The sequence below is a fragment of the Bradyrhizobium sp. DOA1 genome, from assembly GCF_001593325.1.
In the GTDB taxonomy this organism is placed as follows: Bacteria; Pseudomonadota; Alphaproteobacteria; order Rhizobiales; family Xanthobacteraceae; genus Bradyrhizobium.
Window position 1 is genome coordinate 6,954,487 of sequence record NZ_JXJM01000001.1, and the last position, 25,181, is coordinate 6,979,667.

A 25,181-nucleotide genomic window follows, 5' to 3' on the forward strand; every position below is an offset into this window, starting at 1 on the left:
TAGAGGCGCTCGCTGAGAAGAGGTGGTGTCACCTCCCAACTTGAGGGAAAACCCTAGATGGATTGTGGTAACCCTCCAACCCCCCCTTCTAGCTTCCTCCTCCAAAAGCGGAGGCATACGGCTAAAATCTGCCCTAAGCGGCTGTTATCGTGGGCAAAATTCTATGGAGACAATCGCGCAGGAAGATCCCGTTGCCATGCTGAAAGCGGCCTGCATCGCATCCTTCGCAACATACGCCTTCGATTCCGCAACCAGCACCGCGTCATGGAGCGGCAGGGCGGTCACCCCGAGGCTCTCAAGATGCGTGATGATCCCGATCAGTATATCGCTCTCGATGCGCATCAATTGAAAGCCTAGGGCGGACCCGAACAAATGAGCGATAGGCTGGTGGCGCGCGGCTAGCATCCCGATGGCGTCCCGGAGTTTCGTGCCGGAGGGGAAATGTTGAAGCGTGCCCTCAGGCCAACCTTTCAACGGACCGTCCGAGAACAGCATCGCGTTCATCAGCGTCTTCCAGCCATCTCGCCCGGAGCCATCTCCCGCCACGTCATAGATGTCACCTTCGGGCTGCGGCTTGCCTGCCCTTACGTATGCGAGCCGGGGAAAGAGTTGCCTGTAATCGACATCAGCGATTCGCTCGCCATCAATCCGGAGGCACTCAAACCGCTGGGTGCGCTCCATGCCCATCCAGAAGCCGCCAGCGAGGCGGCCGCCGTGCTGCCAGTTCGCATTATTGAAGATCCGTCGAAGGGAGCGGCGATAGGGGGCGATGACCTGCCCATCCTTGCCTAGAGAGAGGCCGGCGTTCTGACCGATCACGTCGATATTAGCGCTGCGCAGAAACTCATTGATGCGCCGCATCTGTCTCGCAAGCTGACGAGTCTTGGCTGTCTCCGGGAAGGCAATCGGGGCCGTACGCCTGTCGTCACGCTTTCCTTCCTTCAAGATGATCAGAGCGCGGTCGTCGATTTGCTTGACGCTTCGCCAATCCGGTGGTGCCAGCGGAAGATGCTGAGCGAGCGCTGCGCTTGGTCGAATGAGCGACGGCACCCGGATTCTTGCGGATAGCCTATATCCCCTTCGCTCCTCTTCGATCAGGCCAAGCGATGCAAGCCCATCTATCGCGGATAGAAAGTGCTGGCCGTATACGGGATTGGCGCTGCCATCGCCTCGCCAAAGAAAGCCATGCGACCGGGGCACCGCGAGCTTGGGGCTGGACTCGATTGCGCTGAGCAAGATCAGGTTGCAGGCCAACGCTTCGACGGCGAGGCCGAACTTCGCCTTGTCCGCTTCCTTCCGCGCTCGCTTCCTGCCGCCGCTATCCGTTTCGTGGAGCAGCAGCGCATCGTGCAAACACTTGACCGCATGGGCAAGCTCCGTCGTCTTGGCCCGGAGCAGTGGATCGAACCACATGATGTTGGGTGATTGCGTCATCGGGCCGTGAGGCATGTGTTCAAAGTGGCCTCCTTGAACCCTCGATATGCACGCACTGCTTCACTCCGACCAGATCGCTCGTGCGAATGCTGCGACCCGCGAATTCTTGCGGACATCGATCAGCTCGCCGCGCGGGGCCGCCCATAGCGCTGCCGGTGGACCAGGACGCCGGCGACATGCTTCTCAATGACCCAGTCGCAGGGCTCTTCCAGCATCCGCCCCATCTCCCGCAGAACCCGGCCGGTGGATTTGGGGAAAGCGTGCATTTCGATCTGCCGCTTCCTGCCCTGATGGTCCTCCACGACCCACACACGATGCGTGCCGGAGGCCAGCCGATGGACCGCCTTGCAGATTTGCACCGTCCGAAACTCCTTTGCGCGGGGCGCCGTGGCGTCGGCCTTGATCAGCGCGGCGACGGCGAGGACGATGGAGACTATCCGCTGCGGGGGCACGCCTTCAACGCGGAGCCTCGCCAGTCCGATCTTGGCCCGCTTTGTGGCAGACATGCCTTTGAGGCGCGTCGCGATCTCCACTGGGCCAGCGTCCTCTAGAGCCCGTCCCATGTCCGCAATCGCGGCGGCGATGAACTTGTCGTTAGCTGCCCGAAGGCCGACATACGCGGTCGCTGCCGTGATGAATGGCCGCAACTCGGAAGCCTTGAAGCTTGGCCGCCAGTAGGACCCATGACGCTGCCGGTGCTCAACGTGGCGCCTACAGTGGAAAGGGGCGAGGCCAACCCCCGCGGCTCTCATAGTCGGTCGTCTGCAGGCTGGAATTGCGCAGGTTGCCTGGAAGTCGTCCGCAAGTGTGCTTGCAACGCGCCGTTTGATGGCTCGGCGCCGCTTACTCCTGCTTAAACTCACGGGAGCCTCACTTCGATCGCCGACGTTTGACCAGCGCCATATGGAATTCGTCAGCCAGGGCAAATACCCGAGTGAGCTGCCTTTCATATTCGCCGCGGCTCTTGCCCAGATGTTGAACGCAATCGCGCCCCCGCAGCTTGATAGCGCGTTCATAGTGCTCTCCCGCGGCCTTTATAGCTGCAGCTCGCCCCTTTCTACTGAGGCCGGCTGAATGCCCAGTTGATCGAGCGGAATCATCGAGGCGCAAGGCCATGGTGCTCTTCCGGTGATCATAGTGATAGTTCGCGTCGAACTGGCGGATACTCCGATGTACTTGCTGACCGCGGGCAGGATCAGAAATGATCCTCAGAACGCGGACATTCTGTCCGGCTCTTCGACCGAAGCTAACGTAGAACCTCCGATCATCGGCTTTGAGAAGTTGCCCTTGCGCATCCCGCTTCGGTTTAGAGTCGTTGAACCGGAAGCTACCTCCGGCGGCGGCCAGCATTAGAAGGGCAGGCACATAAACTGGATCGAATATGCGGGGTCGCCGCTTTTCCGTCGGTCTATCGTCGTCTTTGATGACGACTAAAGCCTTAGGTCCGAAGAGGTCTTCTTTTGTTCGATCGCTCTTGATGCTGAGAATCGTGCCATGCGCGATCTTCGCTATCGCTCCAAGTCTGGGCATCCGGTCAGTTCTGCCTGCAAGAAAACTCGCAACGGCTTCGAAATACCGAAGGCACACTCTCCAACTTGTCGCAGGAAGCGGCGCATAAATAGGATCGCCATCCTGACCGCGGCCGATGCGCCGAGGAATGTCAGTTGTATATCGGATTTCAAAAACAAACGGCTTCTTCGTCGAACTCATATCGCTAGCTCCATTTCCAGTTAGCGATACTTTCCAGAAGCCCAGTTCGGGTAAAACACCCAAACTACCTACCCTGTGCTGAGTGGTCGCCATCATTGCTTCGGGGGGTAGACGTAGCGACCCCACGGGCAAGTCGTGCTTCTATCAGCCTGACCTGAGGCCCTGACCATTTGGTGCCACCCCTCGCCGTAGGAATGCCCTGTGCGGTCAGTGCTCGCGCAATATCGGTGGGGGTGGTGATCCCCTTGGCCCGGAGTGTCTTGAGCAGCGGCGCTATGTCGGTCGCTCGCCTGTCCGCAAGTCTGGATTGCTCGTCTCGCCCGCGTGCCTGCACGTGACTGGATAAGGTCCCGCCTCGGTATCCCCCCAGCCGCTGCCCTCGTGCCTTTGCTGCCGCCAGTGCTGCCTTGGTGCGGGCGGAGATCAAGCCGGCTTCTAGTTCGGCGACTGCTGCCATCTGCTGCAACATGAAGCGCCCGGTGGGCCCCTCGATGGAGGGGAGGTCAGCGAAGCGCACGTCCACCCCCGCCTCCAGTAGCCGCTCTAGGAAGCCCACCGACGACGAGGGTCGCCCAGTGCAGGCGTGCTGCGGTGAGTGCCTCTTCCAAGGCAGGCCTATTGTCGCGTTTGCCGCTCTCCACCTCGGTAAACTCAGCGATGATGGTGGCGGGCCCATCACCCATGGACTTCGCTACAGCGGTCCGCTGTGCATCAAGGCCTAAGCCCGAGCGGCCCTGCTTCGGAGTCGATACGCGATAGTAGGCAACAAACTTGCGTTTCACGGCTGTTTTCCTCTCGATGGTGGTCCGCGAAAAACTTAGTCAACGAGCGTTGTCACCATATTTTCTGTGAGAATCGCGCGGCAAGAGGAGCCGCGTGAGTCAAAACGACTCACGTCGCTACTTCACTCGGTGAGGCCTTTCCTGAAAGGCGACAGGTGCAAGCAACAGAGCAGGAAGTCGGAGCGCAAGCTTCGGTGAAGTGAAGGGCCTCAAAAGTTGACCCCCCATAGGGGGGAGAGCGGCGAGCAGTGGCCACAGGTCACCTCCGAGATAACAGACCCCTATTGCGATTTCGGCCGGGGCTAGGAGCTGCTGGAGGGCCAGCTCATCGTGTGGTTTCTTATGTTGAAGCCACGAAAGTTATCAAGCCAAGCGCTGGCTTCTCCCGAAGGCATGTTCGCCGGGGTCACCGCCCCAAGACGAGCGACTTATCGAAGATACAGAGAGATCGAGCGTCGATAAGTTTTCCGCAGAAACTCCAGTAGGGAAGCCTTGAGTCAACCCAAGGTGAACCCGGAGTTGTGCGGCGTAGCGCCGTCAAACTAGCTGGGCCAACTCTTTCCACTGACCGATTGCCCTATCTCGATCATCGATAATAATTGTTTCGGGTCGACCAACCAGCAAGTAACTTAAGGCGCTGGAATTCGCGACTGCCGTTTCAAGATCGAGCTTGAGCGAGTTTCGTGTTAGCCCGAGTTTTTCCAGGGCTTCGAGAACAATCCCAAAGGGATCGGCTGCACGACCGTTGATCGCCTGATTTCCCTTCAAGTGAATGCGGGAATACGTATCGGAATCGATAGCTTTTTTCGATTCCAGCAGCCTTAAGAAGTCTGTCAAAAGCTGCATACGTATAAGACCACAGATAACTTCCGTCCACGTTATCGCTTGATCGAACGCCTTAATTGCACCGGGAACAAACTCACTAACGCGATACACTAATCTTGCAGCGAACGACGCTGCGTCGTGTGCGCCCAACGGAAAGACTGACGATAGAACGGCTCTTGCACCAAGACTCATAAATCCGTTTGCGGTCGTCGCATGATTGCGATCGGCGGCGTGCGTGTCACAGGCGCTCAGCACTATGATTGGCGAGATGTTCTTAATTCGATCGCGGAGACCCCAAACATCGACCGCCGCATCTCCCAAATGAAGCTTTGCAGGCTCACCGGGTGAATGGCTTCCATGACCATCGAAAATCACCATCGGGCCTCTGAATCCGTTCAAGGCCTCTACAAGTTCGGATTCGCTCGTTATTGACTTGTAAGTTACCGTCAGATTCTTACGCCATTGGGGCTCGAAGACGCCAAATGCGGTTTCAATCAAGCCGGCAATTGGATCATCGCGCTTCAGAGCGCTCAGAACAAGAATGGACGAAAAATCGCCGGGCGTAAGACGGATGGGTTCCTTGGCCGCTAGATGATCGACGAAGAGATTCCCGGGCGTAACGGGAATACGGCTGCAGTTCTTCCTAATGAACAGAGGAAGACCGTCTATGTCCAACCACTCTACATGGGCATCTGAAACGATTCGAATCCCGCTGTCGCTGCGCCGAAGGACGTCCACGAACTCTGCCGGAAATGCACCGGCTAGACGGGCCTGCACTTGACGAAATGCGAGCAGTCTCTTCCGGGTGCTTTTCTCTTTGCTTCGATAGTGCTGAGCAAAGCTTCGCACGCTGCCTACGGTTCGATTGATTTCATTTGGCAAGCGCACGCAGACGGAGAATTCCGACGCTGTCATGGCGCCCATGAGATCCGTATTAAGTGCGAGTTCGGCGGCTCGCGCTGCAATGAGTGGATTGGGTTTGATCGCAGCTTTGCCATCATCGCTCTGAACAATCTTGCCGATCATCGCGGACTTTTGAGCTTCCGTCCGCAAGTCGAAGCCGTATCCAGTTTGGCGTTCTAACGCTTGTCGAACGACGAGAGTTTCTTTGCGCAACGCTCGATCCATGTTCGATGGAATCGGGGAGGTGAAGAAATCCGGATAGAAGGCTGGCGCAAATAGATTGAGATCGGGGGGACGTCTAAATATTCGTTCAAGATCACGCTGACCGAGTTTCGCGCGTTCATCAAAGATGCTGTTGCTTGTTTTAACGATCTGCTCGACATAGGGCTTCGTCGCGCCGCCGACTTCCTGGAAGCGCCCCGACACCATATTTTCGAAGCCGGCGACAGTAAGGGCTACTAGGTTTGGGGTGATCGTGTTGTGTCCCCCAACCTGGTATCCTAGCTCCCTCGCCGGCATAGGCTTCCAAGCTTGGATCGCAGCACGGGCTGCCTCGACTGACTCCCTGCGAATATCGTCGGGGATGCAATCGCATATCTTTAAAAATTGGGCCTGAAGCGCATCAAGCGAAAGCTCTGACAGATCGCCGCCCGACTTCGCAACAATGGTTGGCCGCACGGGTGAAGCCTTAGCCCACTCTTCATAATCTTGAGGGTTTTCGGACGGCGGGAGGACGATGACCGTGAACGGCGCGAAGGCTGGATGCGGCATTGATCGAATCGCGCGAGGCGACTGGCCAAACCAATGGACCGGGGATACGCCTGACACGCGTCCCGCCAAAAACACTTCTCGACCTTCGTCGGTCAGTTCGAAAATATTGGTAGGAAGGAGAGAGGCCACGCGAATTGCCCATCTCATCTCAATAAGCGTAACTGCGAAACCCTGTGTTGGCGTGGCCAATTTCGGATCGCCGTCGGGAATTACGATCACGAAGAAGATGCGAGGATCCAAATCCATACCACCAGCTCTTCGGTTGAAGATAGGACATTAACGATCTATCGCGCTCGAACGGGCGAAACGGCTCGTCGGCGGAAATTTTTCGGCTGCGCTGCCTTGGCCTTGATCGTCACGTCCCAACAGCGACCGCGAGCGGCATACTGATTCCTTTGGCAAAATTGCTGCCGCTACTCTTCGGGTTCGGTAGCCGTAGCTGGCGCGGAGGTCAGATTGTCGTCTGCATACAGGAATTCGAGTTGCTTCGGCGCTGCCTGTAAGGGGGCCTTTTCCTCAATCGGAGCTAAACCATACATCTTCGCAATCGCACCGACGTTGCAGGTCAAGTGATGATCTGTTGACGCCCAGCGCCAAGTCGCAGCATTGCCCTTCGCGGCTGCTCGGTTTTGGAGGCTAACAATAAATTCATCGCCGTCGCTGAACTCACCCCCCATAAAGAAAGCCTGCGAGGCGAGAAGATCGGCGACAGGATAGATTGCTTCGTATCCGTGAGGCTTCTTGACGCTTGTGCCCTTCGCAATGGCATAGCCCGAGGGGGTGGAATAGCGGAAATGAGCCGAGGGCGTTCTGCGCTGAGGCTTCACGATGGGGGACGTATCGACGGCGTAGTCGCCAAACATTGGAGTTCGCAGCAATCCCTTGGGATTCGAAATAAGCTTTTGATAGACAGGCAGATCAGTTCGCGGGAATTGCTTGACTTCACCCGGCCTCATTTTCAGGTTCACAGGGAACGAACTTAGCGCGACCGCGATTCCAGCCCAGTCATGCAGGAACGGGAAATCCGCAAGTCTGTCAGCGAGCATTTCCACGAAGCTATCTTCCGCTTCAACGGAAGGTAATTCCAGATTCCTAAAATCAAGAACCACAAAGCACTTGGACGGCCGGCAGTTCAATTCCTGAATGAGCGTTTCGAGATCAAGATGGAACGTCGGGCTGTCTAGGTGTTTTGTTTCGAGGCGGATGCACACTGGAAAATCGGCGTGCCACTCAACAAACCGCCTTACAGCCTCGCGATATTCGTTAGAATGGGTTGGTGACACAGCAGGGCAGGCCGAAGCGCCGGCCAATCGAGCCCTTTCAAGAAGCTCGGTTAGCGGATGGCGGGCAAACCCCTTCTTGTGAAGATCATCGTCAATGTGGCTAGCGTCAATGAAGGCGACGCGGTTGCCCCATGCATCATAGAGTTTCTTGCCGAATAGCTTGATGTGTTCGGTCGGCGTCAGCGGTCGGCGCTTCTCGTGATCGTAGTCCCCGGCTGGCGGCATCTCAAACAAGACGTGCAGGCGACTCGCACTCGCTCGGAAGGTTGATAGAGCGGCTCGCTCACCCTGCTTCCATTTGAGTATAGCAAGATAGTCCGTGTGCTTGAACGAGCTAACCCTCAGCATCTAAGTTCTCCAAGTATCCTGCTGAAGACATCATCTTCCTCAGCTCTCCTTGACCAACCAGCTCACTAAAGATCGTGTAGTCCTTACGCTCTCGCCGAATTCGCCCCGCGACAACCGCGCTGGATATCCCATGATTCTTCGCGAATTCTATCACCTGATTCTTATCCCGGGTGAATCTAACAAACGATTTTGCCCATACTTCGTTTGTTATGAAGGCGCTTTCGGCGAAGCTGTCAGCTTCCTTCTCCAGTTTGTCCACGGATGGTGCCCCCTCCTCGTCAAAGAAGCCGTCCCGGAGGCCTTGATCTCGATGGAGAAAGACATGCCCAAGCTCATGGAGCAACGTAAACCAGAAATTATCGAGCCGGTCGTGCCTCAACGTAAGCCCGATAATGGGCGTATCGCCGTTCACCATCATCGCAGCCCCATCCAGATGAGTAGATGGGAGATGCCGCTCGATGATTAGGATGATTCCGTGCTGCCGAAGCAATTCAACGGTCTCAACTGGGCCATTTTTCCCCGTGCTTAGACCTACCAACGATCTAACCAGCGACTGTGTTTCGAGTGGCCGAATCGGATTCGATGCTTCTAAGGATTTCGCTCTTTGCAAGAGTCGCGCTCTCCAGGCGAGCAGAGAGTAGGGGTCTTGCTTCGACCCCGATCGCACATGCTGGCGATGCAGAGCGTGAGAGCCGACGGCTTGGGAAACAAAAGCAGCGGCGAGGTCCATGTCGCTAAGCGGCCCAGTCAAGTGTTCGGGCAGTCGCATTTGCGACAGCCACCCTCGCTTCTTCATTTCTTTTACAGGCAGCTTCGAAATGTCGAACCCGCCCCTTAGATTGGGGGCAATCCTTTCTAGAAGGGTGTCAGTCCTCGATTCGAAAAATGCGACCAGATCGAACTGGAGAGCATCAGCGACCTCCGCGACACGCGTGAGGTTGGCAGTAAGATAGCGATCTTGTTCGTATCGCTGAATCTGTTGCTCCTTCATGCCAAGCCGGTCCGCCAACTCGCGCTGCGAAAGATTGCGTGCGATCCTTGCCTCAATCAGCGTTTGGCCGATCTCTCCTATGGACGTCGGGAATAGCCGTTTGACACGGCCAGAGCGCAACTTCTCATAATCGGCCACTTGAGCCTGAAGGTCTTTAAGCTGCTGCTCAAGGGAATTTCGTTGGGCAATAACGATTACCGGATCGAGGCCCTGCTTTATCAGGTCGATCTCTTTGAAGCCTTGTAGAGCTGCCTTGAACCGCTCAGCTTCGTTCTTTGTAATTTTATACTGCCGCTCATTCGTAATCATTGCGGCGCTCCGTCGATTGCTTTTAACTTGATGCCGACAATGCCTTTGGCCGCTCCCGTGAACTTGTCGCGTTGGAAGAAATCGAGAAACGTCTCAGTGCCAGAATTGGCGAAGCCCGCGACAAACATCTCACCTCTGTATTTTAGTTTTTGGCTCGCGCGTCCGTTCGCGAATTCGAGCAGCACGGGATCTAGGAGGGCGGCTATGACACCCGTGGCGTCCCAGCATCCGTCGAAGTCATTCGGCTCCGGTTTCTCAGTCACAAAGCTTCCATCTAGATAGATGTGGGCGCAGTTCGCTTGTCGCAAAGCTTCCGCCACCGCCAGAACCCCTTCAAATAGCCAAGCGCGGCGAGCTGTCTGACCGAAACGAGCCTTGATCTCCTCCAAGGTTGCCCAATGGATTCCGGGAGGCAGCACGGCGAAGGGTGAGCCGGGCAGTTGAACGAACGGGGGAATCATAACACAACAATATCGTTGTGTTCAATCGTCTTCAAGCGGACTCGCCCGTTCGGCCCTTCGGTGAGCCGGCTCAGCAACAGGGCTGTGTAACAAGCGAATCGGCGGCTTGAAATTCTGCCATAAAATCAGTATGTTCCGCCTGAGCCTATGCAATCCTTTCCTGGGCACCAAGGTTTGTTTAAGGCCTTGATCGTTCGTCAAGTGATTGAGAATTGATGGTTTTCGGCCGCCCGTTCGTTCAAGCGGGCGGCGGTGACAATAGTTCTGTTGGCGATGCAGGTTGTAGTGGCGGAAGGCCGGCGGGTGAACTGCGCTTCGCCCAAATGTCACGCTACCGCTCCGCCACGGAGCTGACCCGTGTTGGGCTTGGTGGCGGCAGCCCATTTCTTCCGCACGCAACGCGATATTTGGGTACGCTGTCGCTTGGTCCTAGAGCCGCCCTGAGGTCATTATCGGTGTCTTCGGTAGCAAGCCGCTCGAACGCAAGCGCCCTCTCGATGTAGCGCACGCATCGACGCATCGATCATCTGCCTGGTCGCGGGCGGTGTAGGCGTCGCTTTTGCTTGAAGCTGTTCGTAGCCGCCAAGCGAGCGTTGGCCTGCGCGACTACCTCGACGCTGCTGGCGAGGGTAAAATAGCTGTGCTCGAAGGTTGCGAGCACTTGTTTGTCTCGCTCCTCCTTTGCGGCCAGCCGTGCGGCCCTGCAACGGTCAGCCAGCTCGCGGTATTCTCGCGCGGTTCTCATGACAACCAAGCCATCATCGGTGCGGACGTTCCTGCGCCGCGCGACTTTGAATTAACCTGCATTAGCGAGTTTTCGCAGCCTGCAAGAAAAGCAGGAACAGCGAAGAATACGCCCCGTTACCCGAATCCATGACGATCACTGCTTTCCTCCCCTGACTGACCCGGTCACCATTGTGGCCGGGTCCTTTGTCAGGAGCGGATGCAGACGCAGGCACAAGCTATGAAATGGATGCTGGTGGTCCTGGTCGGCGGCGTCTCGCCCGTCAACACCGATCTGGTCTTCGACAAGTTCAGCGACTGTCTCGCCGCTGAGGAGCAGATGCGACAGCATTATGCTGATGCTTTCGACGCTTGGGATCGCATGGCTGCGGCAAGGATCGATCGGCGGAGGGACTACAAGAAGGCCCGTGATGTAGAAGCCAAGCGGCTATTGAGCAATGTGGGGACGTGTGTCCCGCATGGTGGCGGCGATCAGAGGCCTGTCACGACGCAGCAGCAGCCTCCTGCTCCATCATCGCAGCAGCCCGCCGCAACACCGTCGCCGCAGCCAACGCCGCGAGGCTAACCGATTGCATGGGCCATGCTTGCGCCATGGGTGCCCTCATCGAGCATCGGCCCGCCCTCACACCACGCTCCTCCCCGCCCGCTCCGCCACCGCCTTCTGCACGAAATACATCATCACCAGGGTGACGATCGTCGTCGTGACGACGACGTAGCCGATCCGCTCGAAATGCAGCAGCGAGCCGTCCGGCGCCTGCGCGATGATCGCGGCGGCGAGCACCGAGCCGATCCCGCCGGAGAGCTGTTGCAGCGAGGCGCTCACTGCGCTGAACGAGCCGCGCTGGCTCGCGTCGGGAATCGCCGAGATCAGCGCCTGCGAGGGGATCATGCGCGAGAAGATGCCGACGAACATCAAGACGTTGACGGTGATCGCGGTCGTCAGCGAGACGTGGCCGAGATGGGTGTAGATCAGCACCATGACGACGGTCATCGCGCAGCCGAACACGAAGGTCGGATATTTGCCGAAGGCGTCGCTGGCGCGGCCGACCAGCGGTCCCGTGACGATGCTGAACAGGCCGGAGACGAGATAGATCGTCGGCAGATGCGCGATGTCGATGCCGAGATTGTGCACCGTGAAGGCGCTGGAGAACGGCATCAGCATGTAGCCGCCGGTCGCCAGCAGCGTCGTGACGGCGAAGGCCAGCGTATAGCGCGGCTCGCCGATGGTCGCCACCAGATGGCGGAACGGATTCCTGTCCTGCTTCAGCCTCAGATGCGCGTCGACCGGCTCCATCGCGAAGGCGATGATGGCGATCGCGGCGATCGACAGCACCACGATCGCAAAGAAACAGACATGCCAATTCCAGTGATTGGCGAGAAACAGCCCGGCGGGAATGCCGAGCACCTGGCTTGCCGCGAATGCCGTCTGGATGAAGCCCATCACGCGGCCGCGCAGATGCAGCGCGAACAGATCGGTGACGATGGCGAGCACGACCGATCCGATCACGCCGCCGAACAATCCGGTCACGATCCGGCCGATCAGCAGCACATGATAGTTCGGCGCCATCGCGCAGAGCAGGGTCCCGAGCGTGAAGCCGACATAGAAGAACAGGAGCAGGCGCTTGCGATCGAAGCGGTCGGCGAAGCCCGCGGCGAGGATGCCCGATAATCCCGCGCTGAAAGCGTAGGCCGACACCGCGACGCCGAATTGCCCGGCCGTGATGTTGAGCGCCGGCATCAGGATGGCGCCGAGCGGCGACATGATGATGAAGTCGAGAATGATCGTGAACTGCGTGAACGCGAGCAGCGCGATCAGGAGCGCCTGGTAGCGCGAGAAGCCGCGCTGGCGCTCTCTCGAGTCGTCGATCGGCGCGGCGAGCGTCGGTTCGGTCATTGGTACCTGATTCACGGTCAGCGGGTTGGAATGGGAACTGGGCAGATAGGGTGGGCTTGGACGATGTCCACGGGGCGCAAGGCAAAAGCTCTGCTGGCTCAGGTAGCTCGCGCCGGATTGTGGGATCCGGGCAACAGGCCTCCGGCAGGCGCCGACCGCCGCTCCGGTGGATTAAGCCGGCCTTAGCGAATGCCCTCTAGGCTCGCGGCCGTCCATTTCCCTGCTCCCCGGCCGGATGCCGGTCATTTTGCGGTCAGTAAGAGCGTTTTCGGATGGAGCAGCCTGCCCGCCAGTACAACTCCGAGGCCCCCACACCGTCGGCAATCGCGGCTGCGCGGACGCTCGTGATCGATCTCGAAGGCGCGCTGCTGCGCTCCGAGCTGCTGATGGAAGCGCTGTTCAGCGCGCCCGCCCGCATGTTGGCCCGCTTCGGCGCAGGCGGAGAGGCGGGGATGGCCGCGCTCACGCGCATCCTGGCCAAGGCCGAGATCGACTACGCCCATCTGCCCTATGATTCCGACGTCCTGAACCGGGCGCTGGTGGCGCGGGCGCGGGGCGAGAAGATCTATCTCCTCGCCGGACGTTTTCCCGATCATGCCGCCGCGATCGCCGCGCATCTTGGCTTCGACGGCGTCGTCACGCCGGCCGGACTCGCCGCGGGCGAGGCGCTGCCGTTCGATCGCGCCTCCGTCGAGCGGGTCGACCGCCGCAGCGAAAGCCGCGTCAGCTTCAAGACCTGGGTCAAGGCGCTGCGCGTCTATCAATACGCCAAGAACACGCTGGTATTCGTGCCCGCCGTCACCGCGCATCAGATGAACCTGCCGACACTTGGCTATGCGCTACTGGCGTTCATGGCGTTCTCGGCCTGCGCCTCGGGCGCCTATCTGATGAACGATCTGTTGGATCTCGCGGCCGACCGGCAGCATCCGACCAAGCGCCACCGCGCGCTCGCGGCCGGCGACCTGCCGATCTCTTCGGCGCTGATGGCCATCCCGGCGCTGTGGCTGTTCGCCCTCGTCGCCAGCCTCTGCATCTCGCCACTCTTCCTCGGCGTGCTCGGTGCCTATCTCGTCACCACGATCGCCTATTCGCTCGCGCTCAAGCGCAAGATGCTGGTCGACGTCGTGACCCTCTCGGGCCTCTACGCGCTGCGCATCATCGCCGGCGCGGTCGGCGTCGGTGTGGTGCTGTCGGAATGGCTGCTGATCTTCTCGCTGTTCGTGTTCACCTCACTGGCGCTGATCAAGCGCTTCAGCGAGCTCTCCATGCGCGAGAGCGCCGGCCTCGCCGACCCCTCCAACCGCGACTACAGGATTACCGACCTGCACATCATCGCTGCGATGGCGGCGGCGAGTGCGATGAACGCGGTGACCGTGTTCTCGCTCTACGTCTCCTCCTCCGCGGTGACGCCGCTCTACAGCCGCCCCTGGATGCTGTGGCTGCTCACCCCGCTGCTGCTGTACTGGTTCGGCCGCGCCCTGATGATGGCGCACCGCCGCGAGATGCCTGACGACCCCATCATCTATGCCTTTCGCGACGGTCCGAGCCGCACCGCGGTCGCGGCGATGATCTGCATCATGCTGGCGGCGATTTGACCCGAGCCCGTAAGGTTCCGGCCGGCGCTTGCGCGCCCCGCCGCGAGTGGGTACATCGCGAGCCATGCGGATTAGCCCAGTCTGCCGACAGACCGATTCGAGGTTTTGAAACGCCATGACCGTACGCCTGCATCGCGGCGACCTGCCCGACCTCACGCGCTACACCGGAGCGGTGGCGATCGACACCGAGACCATGGGGCTCAATCCGCACCGTGACCGGCTCTGCGTGGTGCAGCTCTCGCCCGGCGACGGCAGCGCCGACGTGGTGCAGATTCCCAAGGGCCATACCGACGTGCCGAACCTGAAGGCTCTGCTCGCCAATCCCGCCATCACGAAGATCTTCCACTTCGCGCGCTTCGACGTCGCGGTGCTGTACCAGACCTTCGGCGTCATGACCGGGCCGATTTATTGCACCAAGATTGCCTCGCGCCTGACCCGCACCTACACCGATCGCCACGGCCTGAAGGACCTCGTGCGCGAGGTGCTCAACATCGACCTCTCCAAGCAGCAGCAGTCCAGTGACTGGGGTTCCGACAGCCTGACCGAGCCGCAGCTCGCCTATGCCGCGTCCGACGTGCTGCATCTGCATGGCTTGCGCGAGCGGCTCGATGCCATGCTGGTGCGGGAAGGCCGCAGCCAGCTGGCGCAGTCCTGTTTCGACTTCCTGCCGACGCGCGCTTTGCTCGACCTCCAGGGCTGGGCGGAAGAGGACATTTTCGCGCATTCCTGACGCCGCGCTGGCTCGCTAGGTTCAGGGTTGTCGCCCCGTTTCGGACACTTTCGTAACGGCCTGTCCGGCTGCATATTTCGGCGCCGCCGGGTACAATGGGGCGTCCTGCAACCGGACCAGGCGAGCGGCACCTCAGGAGCTCAGGTGAATTCGGCCCAGAATCCCACTTACGACGCCGCGCTTGCGGCGAAGTTTGCCAGCGCGGCGCGCCACAGCCGCCTGGTGCGGATTCTGCGCGTCGCGGTGCCGGGGGCGGTGCTGCTGTCCATGGCCGCCATCGTCGGCGTGTCGATCTTCAATCCGTTCCGCATGCTGATGCCGAAGCTGCCGCTCGATTCCGGAAGCCTGGTGGTGTCAGGCACCAAGATCACGATGGAATCGCCGCATCTGGCCGGCTTCACGCCGGATCAGCGGCCCTATGAGCTCTGGGCCAAGACCGCGACCCAGGACATCACCGATCCCGATCACGTCGATCTCTCCGACCTGCGCGCAAAGGTGCTGATGGAGGATCAATCCACCCTGTTCCTCGACGCCCGCACCGGCCGCTTCGACAACAAGCAGCAGCAGCTCGATCTGCGCAAGGACATCCTCCTGCGCACCTCGAGCGGCTACGAGGCGCGGCTGAACTCCGCCTTCGTCGACATGAACAAGGGCACGGTGACGTCGGATGAACGCGTCGACGTCAAGCTGACCAACGGCACGCTGAGCGCCGACCGGCTGCGCATCACGGAAGGCGGCGAGCTCATCCGCTTCGAGGGCAACGTGGTGATGCATCTGGACAAGCTTGACGAGCCCGCCGCTGCGCAGCCTGCGCCTCTGGTCGAGCCCGCGCCGGCGCCTGCGAAGACTCGTACGCCTCAGAACAAATCCGCCAATTCGAAGTGAATTTCATGATCGTTTTTTTTCCGCGCAACGACAGCAAGCGCAGCGTGATCATCCGCGCCGCCGCGCTGATCGTCGCTGCCGCTGCACTGGACGCCGGCGGAGCCGCCCTTGCGCAGACCTCGATGCAAGGCGTGCCGAACGCGATGCAGGGTTTTACGCAAAACCGCGATCAGCCGATCCAGATCGAGGCCGCCTCGCTCGAGATGCGCGACAAGAAGAAGGAGGCGACCTTCGCCGGCAATGTGAAGGTCGTGCAGGGCGACACCACCATGACCTCGAAGACGCTGGTGGTGTTCTACGACTCCGGCGGCGACAAGCCCGCCGCGCCGCAACCCGGGGCGAAGGGCGCGAAGGCGCCGATGCAGTCGGCCACGCCGGGCCCGGGCGGCAGCTCCTCGATCAAGCGGCTGGAAGCACGCGGCAATGTCGTGGTCACCCAGAAGGACCAGGTGGTCACAGGCGAGACCGCCGTGTTCGACACCAGGACCAATCTGATCACCATGCTCGGCGGCGGCGGCGGCCAAGTGGTCCTGACGCAGTGCAAGAACGTCATGCGCGGCGATCGGCTGACCGTCGACATGACCACCGGGGTGTCGCGCGTGGAATCCGACACCGGCCGGGTCCAGGTCCTGCTGCCGCAGGGCGCCGGCAGCGACTGTGGTCAGGGGGCCAAGTCCGGCGCGGCGCCGCCAGTGCAGATCCCTGGTACAAGTAAACAAAAGTAAATTCAGGCACTTGTCTCCGATCGACCCGAGACGAGGTTGAAGCTTGCCCGGCGAGACTGTATCTAGCGCGCAGGGCTTTCGAAGCGGGGTTCGCCGCTTTTCGGGCGTGTTTCACTGGGCATGAGACATCCCTTTACTCCTGCTGCACCGGCGAATCGCCGCCGGGCGGCAGATCGCGTGAGCGCCGCGGACAACCGCGCAAGGCTAGAAGGCGGGGATGGTCGATCTCTTCAGCATGTTCCGTCGGCGCCCCGCCAAGCGCGGCCGGCCAGGATTTGCGCGTCAGGACATCACCACGCTCGGCGACGGCGCCGGCGGCCTCGTGACCAGTCCCATCAGGGATCAGCCGGCGCGCGTGGTCGACCAGTTCCAGCCTGACTACGAGGCCCACTATCAGGCCGATCCGCGCCCGCAGGCGGTTCACCCCGTCAGAAACGCCGCCGCGTCCAACGGCGCCGGCGGGCCGCAGCTGCTGAAGCGGCCGGGCTTCCTGGCCGTGCATGGCGTGAAGAAGTCGTTCGGCAGCCGTCAGGTCGTGCGTGGCGTCAGCATCTATGTGCGGCGCGGCGAAGCGGTCGGCCTGCTCGGCCCGAACGGCGCCGGCAAGACCACCGTGTTCTACATGATCACGGGCCTGATCAAGGCCGATCACGGCGCGATCGAGCTCGATGGCCATGACGTGACGAAGCTTCCCATGTATCAGCGCGCGCGGCTCGGCATCGGCTATCTGCCGCAGGAAGCCTCGATCTTTCGCGGCCTCACCGTCGAGCAGAACATCCGCGCCGTGCTTGAAGTGGTCGAGCCCTCGCGCAAGAAGCGCGAGCAGCAGCTCGATTCGCTGCTAGACGAGTTCAACATCACGCGACTGCGGAAGTCGCCGTCGATCGCGCTGTCCGGCGGTGAGCGGCGCCGCGTCGAGATCGCGCGCGCGCTAGCGACGCGTCCGAACTACATGCTGCTCGATGAGCCCTTTGCCGGCATCGATCCGATCGCGGTCGGCGACATCCAGGACCTCGTCCGCCACCTCACCAATCGCGGCATCGGCGTGTTGATCACCGACCACAACGTCCGCGAGACGCTCGGCCTCACCGATCGCGCCTACATCGTCTATGCCGGTGAAATCTTGACCGAGGGGACCCCGGATGAGATCGTTGCCGATCCGGACGTTCGCCGCCTTTACCTTGGCGAGGAGTTTCGCCTCTAGCCCGTTTTTCCAATTCGTCAAGGCGTGTACATCGGGCCCGGACTAGGATAAGCAAAAATCGGACCAATTTTTGGGAACGGTTCTTGCTTCATGGCGCTTACGCAGAGATTGGAGTTCCGGCAATCGCAGTCGCTGGTCATGACGCCGCAGCTGATGCAGGCGATCAAGCTGCTGCAATTGTCCAACCTCGATCTCACCACCTTCGTCGAGGAGGAACTCGAGCGTAACCCCCTTCTGGAGCGCGCCAACGACGAGGCCGGCAGCGGCGAGGCGCCGGCTGAGGCCGGCCAGTTCAGCGATGGCGATGAGGGCGGCAGCCAGGGCGATGACGGCTTTGGCGGCAGCGCGGAGGGCTTCGAGCCCGGCCAGGAAGAATGGATGAGCAAGGATCTCGGCACCCGCGCCGAGATCGAGCAAACCCTGGACACCGGCCTCGACAACGTCTTCTCCGAGGAGCCGGCCGAGGCGGCCGCGCGCAATGCCCAGGACGCTGCGCCGACCACCTACACCGAGTGGGGCGGCGGCGCCTCCGGCGACGAGGATTACAATCTCGAGGCCTTCGTCGCCGCCGAGATGACGCTGTCAGACCACCTTGCCGAGCAGCTCTCGGTCGCCTTCACCGCGCCGGCGCAGCGCATGATCGGCCAGTATTTGATCGACCTCGTCGACGAGGCCGGCTATCTGCCGCCGGATCTCGGCCAGGCCGCCGAACGTCTCGGCGCATCGCAAGCGGACGTCGAGGGCGTCCTCGCCGTGCTACAAAAATTCGATCCGCCCGGCGTCTGCGCGCGCAACTTGAGCGAATGCCTGGCGATCCAGCTGCGCGAGCTCGACCGCTACGACCCGGCGATGCAGGCCTTGGTCGAGCATCTCGATCTCCTCGCCAAACGGGACATCGCGTCCTTACGCAAGCTCTGCGGCGTCGACGACGAGGACATCGCCGACATGATCGGCGAGATCCGCCGCCTCAATCCGAAGCCCGGCATGAAGTTTGGATCGGCCCGGCTCCAGACCATGGTGCCGGACGTCTATGTCCGCCCCGGTCCGGACGGCGGCTGGCATGTCGAGCTGAACAGCGACACCTTGCCGCGTGTGCTGGTCAACCAGACCTACTATTCCGAGCTATCGAAGAAGATCGGCAAGGACGGCGACAAGTCCTACTTCACCGATGCGCTCCAGAACGCGACCTGGCTCGTGCGCGCGCTCGACCAGCGCGCCCGCACCATCCTGAAGGTCGCCACCGAGATCGTGCGCCAGCAGGACGGCTTCTTCACCCATGGCGTCGCGCATCTGCGGCCGCTCAATCTGAAGGCCGTCGCCGACGCCATCCAGATGCATGAATCCACGGTGTCGCGCGTGACCGCCAACAAATACATGGCGACCAATCGCGGCACGTTCGAGCTGAAATATTTCTTCACGGCCTCGATCGCCTCGGCCGACGGCGGCGAAGCGCATTCCGCCGAAGCCGTCCGCCATCACATCAAGCAGCTGATCGATTCGGAAGACCCCGCGGCGATCCTGTCGGACGACACCATCGTGGAACGCTTGCGCGGCTCGGGCATTGATATTGCCCGCCGCACGGTCGCGAAGTACCGCGAAGCCATGCGCATACCCTCCTCGGTGCAACGCCGCCGTGACAAGCAGAGCGCTCTTGGTAACGTCCTCTCCACCGCAATGTCCGATCGCTCCCGCAACACCGAACCGGCGTGATTGCACTGGCGCGGAATCGCGCTACTCTCGGCTCCCCTTTGCAACCGATCCAAGCACGCGCATGAACCGGACAAGTGCACAGCGGTTTCCCCTCTCGACGAACGCGGAACGTGGTGCAGATCATGCGCAGGGAACGACCTCAGCTGCGACGACGCGTCGTCGCAGCCGAGGAGCAAACCAAGCGAGGCATCCATGACTCTTCGGATTTCGGGCAAGAGCATCAGCGTCGGTGAGGCCCTGCGCGGCCGCGTTGCCGGCCGCACCGACGAGGTGCTGCGCAAATATTTCGACGGCAATTATTCCGGCCATATCACGCTGAGCAAGGACGGCTTCGGCTTCCGCACCGATTGCGCCCTGCATCTCGATTCGGGAATCACGCTGGAAGCCGATTCGAACGCGCCGGATGCCTATGCCAGCGCCGACCAGGCCCTGGTGATGATCGAGAAGCGGCTGCGCCGCTACAAGAACCGGCTCAAGGACCGCTCCGCCCGCAAGGCCCATGCCGCCTCCGAGGCGATGGCTGCGCTCGATGCGACGGCCTATGTGCTGGAAGCGCCCGGAGAGGGCGAAGAGGAAGTCACCGGCTACAGCCCCGTCATCATTGCGGAGCAGACCACCTCGCTGAAGCAGCTCTCGGTCAGCGAAGCCGTCATGGAACTCGACCTCAGCGGAGCACCTTGCCTGGTATTCCAGCATGGCTCGTCAGGCCGGGTGAACATCATTTACCGCCGCGCGGATGGCAATGTGGGCTGGGTCGATCCGCCCGGCGCCAAGGTCGACGGCAAGGCGGGCGGCTAGGCCGAGGGGGCCCGTACGATCCCGGCCCTTAACAATGACCCGTGGCAAAGCCGCACGCGGGAGTTGGCACCGGGATTGCGTTGGAGTAGAAGCGCCCCACATCAGGATCGGGCCTAAGTCCCCCTCCTGCTTCATGTTATTGACGCCGGCCCCGCTTGGTCTTCCAAGATGGCCAAATCGGAACCTGACGGTTTAATTCACCTCGGAAAGCTTCCATGCCGATTACCGATCTGGTCGCACCCGAGGCGATTCTCCCGGCATTGAAAGTCAACAGCAAGAAGCAAGCCTTGCAGGAGCTCGCGGCCAAGGCCGCCGAGCTGACCGGCCAGAACGAGCGCTCCGTGTTCGAGGTGCTGCTCCAGCGCGAGAAGCTCGGCACCACGGCCGTCGGCTACGGCGTCGCCATTCCGCACGGCAAGCTGCCCAAGCTGGAGAAGATCTTCGGCCTGTTCGCCCGGCTCGATCGCCCGATCGATTTCGAGGCGATGGACGGCCAGCCGGTCGATCTCGTCTTCCTGCTGCTCGCCCCCGAAGGCGCCGGCGCCGATCACCTCAAGGCGCTCGCCCGCATCGCCCGCCTGCTGCGCGACCAGGACATCGCCAAGAAGCTCCGCGCCTCGCGCGATGCCCAGGCGATCTATTCGGTGCTGGCCCTGCCGCCGGCGACGGCGGCGTAATCGTCACTCGCTGATTGCGAGAGTGCGAGCGTCTTAACTCACTCTCGTGCTCCGGACCCAGCGCAGCGCTCTTCAGCGGTGCGCTGCAGAGCCGGGGCCCATGTCACCCCCATGTCACCGCATCTCCTCGTGCCGCCTTCCAGGTCCCGGCTCTGCGCAGCAGCGTTGCACGCTGCAGTCCGGGACACGAGACTTGAGCGCGTTGGGGCCTCACACTCCGTCATTGCGAGCGCAGCGAAGCAATCCAGAATCTGTCCACGCAGGGATTCTGGATAGCTTCGTCGCAAGTGTTTCTCGCGATGACGATGCGGAAAGGGCATCCGCGACAAAAAAGCGCGACGCGTGCGTTTGCGCCGTGCGCGGTTGCGATGTCGTGCGCTTTCCTTGTCGAAAGCTAAGCTCAGAGCGTCGTTGTCACGCTCGAAGCGCCATGTTGCCGCGCTTTGTGCTCACCTCTCACAAACTGCATTTCCAAAAGTATCTGGGTGTTGCTGGCCGAGTACAGCGGGCCTGAATCAGCCGATGTATCTTACCGGTGTTTTCTATTGCTGATTGTCGGGGGAATGATGATGAAGCGACTGCTACTGGCGACGTCGGCTCTGATTGTCGCAGGCTCCGCTCAGGCCGCGGACTTGGGTGCCCGTCCCTATACGAAGGCGCCGATCGCGGCGGCCGTGCCTTTCAGCTGGACCGGCTGCTATGTCGGCGGTCATGTCGGCGGCGGTGCGAGCCGAACGGGTTTCACGGATCCTGGCATCGGAACGGGAGCGCTTATCTCGCCCGCAATGACCATCGGCAATGTGCCTGGTGATCGCATTGGGGTGAACGGCGACGTCGGAATTGTAGGCGGCGTTCAGGCTGGTTGCGACTATCAATTTGCCAGTAACTGGGTGCTCGGGATTGCCGGCGATTTCACGGCCACCGATCTTCACGGCACCGCCAACGATCCGTTCTTCGCCGGCAAGACCGGCGCGCCCGCCACTCTATCGAGCCGCACCGATTGGGTCGCCAGCATCACGGGTCGGCTCGGCTACACATGGGATCGCGTCCTCGTCTATGGCAAGGGCGGCGTCGGATTTGCGCATGACCGGTACAGCCTGAACAATTTCCCGTCGATCGGCGGTTTCGTTTGTCCCGGCGTGGGATTCCTCGTTTTTGATCCCTGTAATTCAAGTGCCAGCACCGATCGCGTGGGCTGGGTGGCAGGTGCCGGTGTCGAATGGGCCTTCGCTCCCAACTGGTCGGCCTTGATCGAGTACACTCACTACGGCTTCGACAGCAAGCGCGTCGGGTTCACCAATTCAGTCGCCCCCACCACCGCATTGATCGATATCCGTCAAGACATCGACATCGTGAAGGTGGGCATCAACTATCGGTTCGGCGGATCGCCCGTCGTCGCGAAGTACTGATTGATCGCGTAAGCAGACAAAGGGAGCGGCCGGGGATCAACCCCGAGCCGCTTCCAAGCGTTTCACGATGCGCTGCCCGATCGGGCTCTTCAACCAGGCCTGGAAACCGGGCCTGTCCCAGGTCATCCGGCGCAGCACCAGAAGCGATCCGTCCGTGTGCGATCGCACGGGATTGTCGGGTTCTGGCTCGAGCGTCCAGCCGAGCTTCGACAGATATTCAATGGTCGTCTGGTTTCGCTCCAGCACGAACGCGCGGATGCGGCTCAGCTCGAGATCGTCGAACACGAACTTGAGCAGCGGGATGAAAGTGTTCACCGTCGCGCCGGCATTGCGATGCTCCTTTTCTCCGATCACGGCGCTGACCAGCGCTTCGCTTGCCGCCGCATTGATGTCGAGGCGGATGAAGCCGACATGCGCGCGGCTGCCCCGTTCGAAGATTCCGAGCAGTAGTCGTTCGCGCTGGTCGAAGGATCTGATGTACTCGACGATGTCGGCCTTGGTCATCGCACGCGGCGACGTGTTGAGCACGTGCACCGTCCAGGGATCGGAGAGCCAGTCCGCCCAGCGCTGCGAGGCATCATCCCGCTTGATCGTGCGCAGGAAATAGCGGCCGGCCGGAAACCACAATTGTTGCTTGGCGAGACGTTCGGCTTTGGCTGGCATGCTGCATCTAAGCAGCTTCGAGTCGAGTGAGCAATTTGAGAGCACGCGGTGCAGATCGAGTTGATCCTGCGTACCTGCTCAGACGCAAACGGGCACGCTTTCGCGTGCCCGTTCGAAACTCTATCCGCGCGGAAAGCGCGTGTGCTCAGTGCACGCTGACCGCTTGCAGCTCGTTGCTCCAGGCGTTGGCAATCGCGGCTTCGCGGCTGTCGGTCAGCATGATCGGCGTGCCGTCGGCGGCGTGGAGCGCGAAAAGCTTGAGGCCCGGCGCGATCTTGGGCGCCTCGGGGAACAGGCCCGGCACGTCCTCGGAACGGATCTGTTTCACATAGGCGATATGGCCTTCGCCCAGGGTTGCCAGCGTCTCCGGAGAGACATTCTTGGCTTCGTATTCGAACGCAACGTGACCTTCACTCATGGTCTCGACTCCTCTGGAACACTAAGCGGTCGAGTCCGCTACTCGTTCCATTATTCGTGCTCATTGATAGCGATTGTCTTAACGATCCTCTCCGGTTCAGGCCGGGCAAGATCGATCGACAACAGCCCGTTCTTCAGATCCGCGCCCAGCACCAGCATCCCCTCCGCCAGCACGAAGGTGCGCTGGAAGTGGCGCGCGGCGATGCCGCGATGGATGTATTGCCGGGTCTTGTCGTCCTGCTGCCGCCCGCGGATCACGAGCTGGTTTTCCTCAATGGTTACATCGAGTTGGTCGCGGGTGAATCCGGCGACCGCCAGCGTGATGCGCAAACGCTCGGGCTGGTTGTCCGCGCCGCTGCACCTCTCGATATTGTACGGAGGATAGCCGTCGGCGCCTTTGACGACGCGGTCGAGCACGCGCTCGATCTCGTCGAAGCCCAGCAGGAAGGGACTGGAGAGCGTTGGAACACGAGACATAGTTTACAAAGTCCTCTCGAAGCGACTTTGGTGCATCAGGGCCCGCGAGCGGCACCCCTTGATCAGCAATATGGGCATGTTCCCCTGCGGGTTCAAGCAGGTAGCGGGAAACTGTGGACGGCCCGATTCCACCATCGATAGGCTCGATATAACCTCAGGTGCGTCATCGCCGGGCTCGTCCCAGCCATCCACGACCTTGCTCGCGGCACTGAGAACGTGGATGCCGGGGCAATCCGGGCGGGGCGAATTCGCGAGAAATTTCTCCAATGAAAACAGGCCCCGCTCTACTGTGCATGGGGTTGTTTTCGTCCTCTGATTTTCGGAACCCGCTCAGGCCTCGAGTCGCTTCCGCCCGTCGCCGCTGAACAAATGCAGCTTCGCCCGCGCTGCGGCGACGCGAATCTTCTGGCCGATGGCGGGCGCTTCCGTTCCGGGAATGCGGACGATGATTTCGCCGGGCGGCAGCTCGCCCGGGGTAGCGGCGACGCGCTGGTCTTCCTCGGCGCGCGCGCCGTAGATGAAGGTTTCCGCGCCCACGCGCTCGATCGCCTCCACGGTCAGCGGCAAGGCGACGCCGCCGGCCGGGGTCTGGTCGGTGATGACGAAGTCTTCCGGGCGGATGCCGAGGATGCCGGCGTCAGCGGCGTTGCTACCGGCGAGCTGCGATCTGATCTCCTCGGGACGTGTCGACATCAGATTCATCGGCGGCGCGCCGATAAAGGAGGCGACGAAGGTCGTCGCCGGCTTCTCGTAGATCGCCAGGGGATTGCCGACCTGCTCGACCTCGCCGCCATTCATCACCACCAGAATGTCGGCGAGCGTCATCGCCTCGAGCTGATCATGCGTGACGTAGATCGACGTCGTGTTGAGGCGACGCTGCAACTTGCGGATCTCGACGCGCATCGCGATGCGCAGCTTGGCGTCGAGATTGGAGAGCGGCTCGTCGAACAGAAAGACCTTTGGTTGGCGCACGATGGCGCGGCCCATGGCGACGCGCTGGCGCTGGCCGCCGGAGAGCTGGCGCGGCTTGCGCTCCAGCATGGCGGACAGTTCGAGCACGCGCGCGGCTTCCTCGACGCGGGTCTTGATCTCGGTTTCCGCCATGCCGCGGTTGCGCAGGCCGTAGGCCATGTTGTTGTAGACGCTCATATGCGGATAGAGCGCGTAATTCTGGAACACCATCGCGATGTCGCGATCGGCCGGCTCGATTCCGTTGACCACGCGCCCGCCGATGTCGATCTCGCCGCCGGTGACGGTCTCCAGCCCCGCCACCATGCGCAGCAGTGTGGACTTGCCGCAGCCGGAAGGGCCGACCAGCACGCAGAACTGTCCGTCGCCGACATCGACGTCGACGCCCTTGATGGCCTCGAAGCCGCCGGGATAGGTCTTGCGGACGTTGCGCAGGGTGACGTTAGCCATGGGTTGCACCGGCGAAT

At 61.1% G+C, this 25,181-nt stretch carries 23 protein-coding genes and 1 pseudogene; 11 read left to right on the plus strand and 13 right to left on the minus strand.

What is annotated here, in order from left to right; all coding sequences use genetic code 11:
* Positions 1-144: 144 nt before the first annotated feature.
* From SE91_RS32245 to SE91_RS32280, 8 genes and pseudogenes are all read right to left on the minus strand, one after another.
* Positions 145-1,449 carry a hypothetical protein gene (locus SE91_RS32245; protein ID WP_245318576.1) on the minus strand — a complete coding sequence of 435 codons (1,305 nt, stop codon included), beginning with the start codon at positions 1,447-1,449 and terminating at the stop codon, positions 145-147.
* A gap of 104 nt (positions 1,450-1,553) precedes the next feature.
* Entirely contained in the window at positions 1,554-2,081 is a 528-nt protein-coding gene (locus SE91_RS32250; protein WP_156489882.1) for an RNA methyltransferase, read from the minus strand.
* 223 nt (positions 2,082-2,304) lie between these two features.
* On the minus strand, positions 2,305-3,144 hold the full coding sequence (locus SE91_RS36715; protein WP_156489883.1) for a hypothetical protein: 840 nt from the start codon (positions 3,142-3,144) through the stop codon (positions 2,305-2,307).
* A 64-nt stretch (positions 3,145-3,208) separates the two neighbouring features.
* Positions 3,209-3,926: pseudogene (locus tag SE91_RS38345) on the minus strand (recombinase family protein).
* A gap of 537 nt (positions 3,927-4,463) precedes the next feature.
* Positions 4,464-6,671, minus strand: a complete 2,208-nt coding sequence (locus SE91_RS32265; RefSeq protein ID WP_197489549.1) for a hypothetical protein — start codon at positions 6,669-6,671, stop codon at positions 4,464-4,466.
* Positions 6,672-6,838: 167 nt separating this feature from the next.
* Positions 6,839-8,056 carry a beta family protein gene (locus SE91_RS32270; RefSeq protein ID WP_061850534.1) on the minus strand — a complete coding sequence of 406 codons (1,218 nt, stop codon included), beginning with the start codon at positions 8,054-8,056 and terminating at the stop codon, positions 6,839-6,841.
* Positions 8,043-9,356, minus strand: a complete 1,314-nt coding sequence (locus tag SE91_RS32275) for a helix-turn-helix domain-containing protein (protein WP_061850535.1) — start codon at positions 9,354-9,356, stop codon at positions 8,043-8,045. The genes SE91_RS32270 and SE91_RS32275 overlap by 14 nt, the downstream gene beginning before the upstream one ends.
* Positions 9,353-9,817: a DUF6932 family protein gene (locus SE91_RS32280; RefSeq protein WP_061850536.1), complete on the minus strand. Its 465-nt coding sequence runs from the start codon at positions 9,815-9,817 to the stop codon at positions 9,353-9,355. Before SE91_RS32280 ends, SE91_RS32275 begins: the two co-directional genes overlap by 4 nt.
* Positions 9,818-10,376: 559 nt before the next feature.
* On the opposite strand from SE91_RS32280, the gene SE91_RS36720 reads away from it, so the two are divergent.
* Both SE91_RS36720 and SE91_RS32285 read left to right on the plus strand, forming a co-directional pair.
* Entirely contained in the window at positions 10,377-10,694 is a 318-nt protein-coding gene (locus SE91_RS36720) for a hypothetical protein (protein WP_156489884.1), read from the plus strand.
* A gap of 66 nt (positions 10,695-10,760) precedes the next feature.
* Positions 10,761-11,126 carry a hypothetical protein gene (locus tag SE91_RS32285; protein WP_008539916.1) on the plus strand — a complete coding sequence of 122 codons (366 nt, stop codon included), beginning with the start codon at positions 10,761-10,763 and terminating at the stop codon, positions 11,124-11,126.
* 57 nt (positions 11,127-11,183) lie between these two features.
* Here the strand turns inward: SE91_RS32285 and SE91_RS32290 are convergent, their stop codons facing one another.
* Complete coding sequence (locus tag SE91_RS32290; RefSeq protein ID WP_061850537.1) at positions 11,184-12,455, minus strand: MFS transporter; 1,272 nt, start codon at positions 12,453-12,455, stop codon at positions 11,184-11,186.
* A gap of 272 nt (positions 12,456-12,727) precedes the next feature.
* Between SE91_RS32290 and SE91_RS32295 the strand changes: the two genes are divergently transcribed.
* From SE91_RS32295 to SE91_RS32335, 9 genes are all read left to right on the plus strand, one after another.
* A complete protein-coding gene (locus SE91_RS32295; RefSeq protein ID WP_061850538.1) occupies positions 12,728-14,050 on the plus strand; it encodes a UbiA family prenyltransferase in 1,323 nt (440 codons plus the stop codon).
* Between the two features lie 115 nt (positions 14,051-14,165).
* Complete coding sequence (locus SE91_RS32300) at positions 14,166-14,780, plus strand: ribonuclease D (RefSeq protein WP_061850539.1); 615 nt, start codon at positions 14,166-14,168, stop codon at positions 14,778-14,780.
* Between the two features lie 144 nt (positions 14,781-14,924).
* Positions 14,925-15,665, plus strand: coding sequence for an LPS export ABC transporter periplasmic protein LptC (gene lptC, locus SE91_RS32305; protein WP_061850540.1), 741 nt, complete (start codon positions 14,925-14,927; stop codon positions 15,663-15,665).
* A 5-nt stretch (positions 15,666-15,670) separates the two neighbouring features.
* The gene (locus SE91_RS32310) at positions 15,671-16,390 is read left to right on the plus strand and encodes an LptA/OstA family protein (protein ID WP_061851433.1); all 720 of its coding nucleotides are present in this window, start codon (positions 15,671-15,673) and stop codon (positions 16,388-16,390) included.
* A 217-nt stretch (positions 16,391-16,607) separates the two neighbouring features.
* Complete coding sequence (lptB, locus tag SE91_RS32315) at positions 16,608-17,594, plus strand: LPS export ABC transporter ATP-binding protein (protein ID WP_008566157.1); 987 nt, start codon at positions 16,608-16,610, stop codon at positions 17,592-17,594.
* A 90-nt stretch (positions 17,595-17,684) separates the two neighbouring features.
* Positions 17,685-19,304: an RNA polymerase factor sigma-54 gene (rpoN, locus tag SE91_RS32320; RefSeq protein ID WP_061850541.1), complete on the plus strand. Its 1,620-nt coding sequence runs from the start codon at positions 17,685-17,687 to the stop codon at positions 19,302-19,304.
* A 192-nt stretch (positions 19,305-19,496) separates the two neighbouring features.
* A complete protein-coding gene (gene hpf, locus SE91_RS32325) occupies positions 19,497-20,102 on the plus strand; it encodes a ribosome hibernation-promoting factor, HPF/YfiA family (protein ID WP_061850542.1) in 606 nt (201 codons plus the stop codon).
* 215 nt (positions 20,103-20,317) lie between these two features.
* Positions 20,318-20,779 (plus strand): PTS IIA-like nitrogen regulatory protein PtsN, encoded by a 462-nt coding sequence (gene ptsN / locus SE91_RS32330; protein ID WP_008141251.1) that lies wholly within the window; start codon positions 20,318-20,320, stop codon positions 20,777-20,779.
* Positions 20,780-21,264: 485 nt separating this feature from the next.
* A complete protein-coding gene (locus tag SE91_RS32335; RefSeq protein WP_236840808.1) occupies positions 21,265-22,188 on the plus strand; it encodes an outer membrane protein in 924 nt (307 codons plus the stop codon).
* Positions 22,189-22,224: 36 nt separating this feature from the next.
* Here the strand turns inward: SE91_RS32335 and SE91_RS32340 are convergent, their stop codons facing one another.
* The 4 genes from SE91_RS32340 to SE91_RS32360 all read right to left on the minus strand — a co-directional run bounded on the left by SE91_RS32340 (position 22,225) and on the right by SE91_RS32360 (position 25,164).
* A complete protein-coding gene (locus SE91_RS32340) occupies positions 22,225-22,851 on the minus strand; it encodes a GNAT family N-acetyltransferase (RefSeq protein WP_061850543.1) in 627 nt (208 codons plus the stop codon).
* 145 nt (positions 22,852-22,996) lie between these two features.
* Positions 22,997-23,269: a BQ00720 family protein gene (locus SE91_RS32345; RefSeq protein WP_007598581.1), complete on the minus strand. Its 273-nt coding sequence runs from the start codon at positions 23,267-23,269 to the stop codon at positions 22,997-22,999.
* 50 nt (positions 23,270-23,319) lie between these two features.
* A complete protein-coding gene (locus SE91_RS32350) occupies positions 23,320-23,745 on the minus strand; it encodes an Hsp20 family protein (RefSeq protein WP_008539959.1) in 426 nt (141 codons plus the stop codon).
* Positions 23,746-24,075: 330 nt separating this feature from the next.
* Complete coding sequence (locus SE91_RS32360; protein WP_061850545.1) at positions 24,076-25,164, minus strand: sn-glycerol-3-phosphate import ATP-binding protein UgpC; 1,089 nt, start codon at positions 25,162-25,164, stop codon at positions 24,076-24,078.
* Positions 25,165-25,181 lie beyond the last annotated feature (17 nt).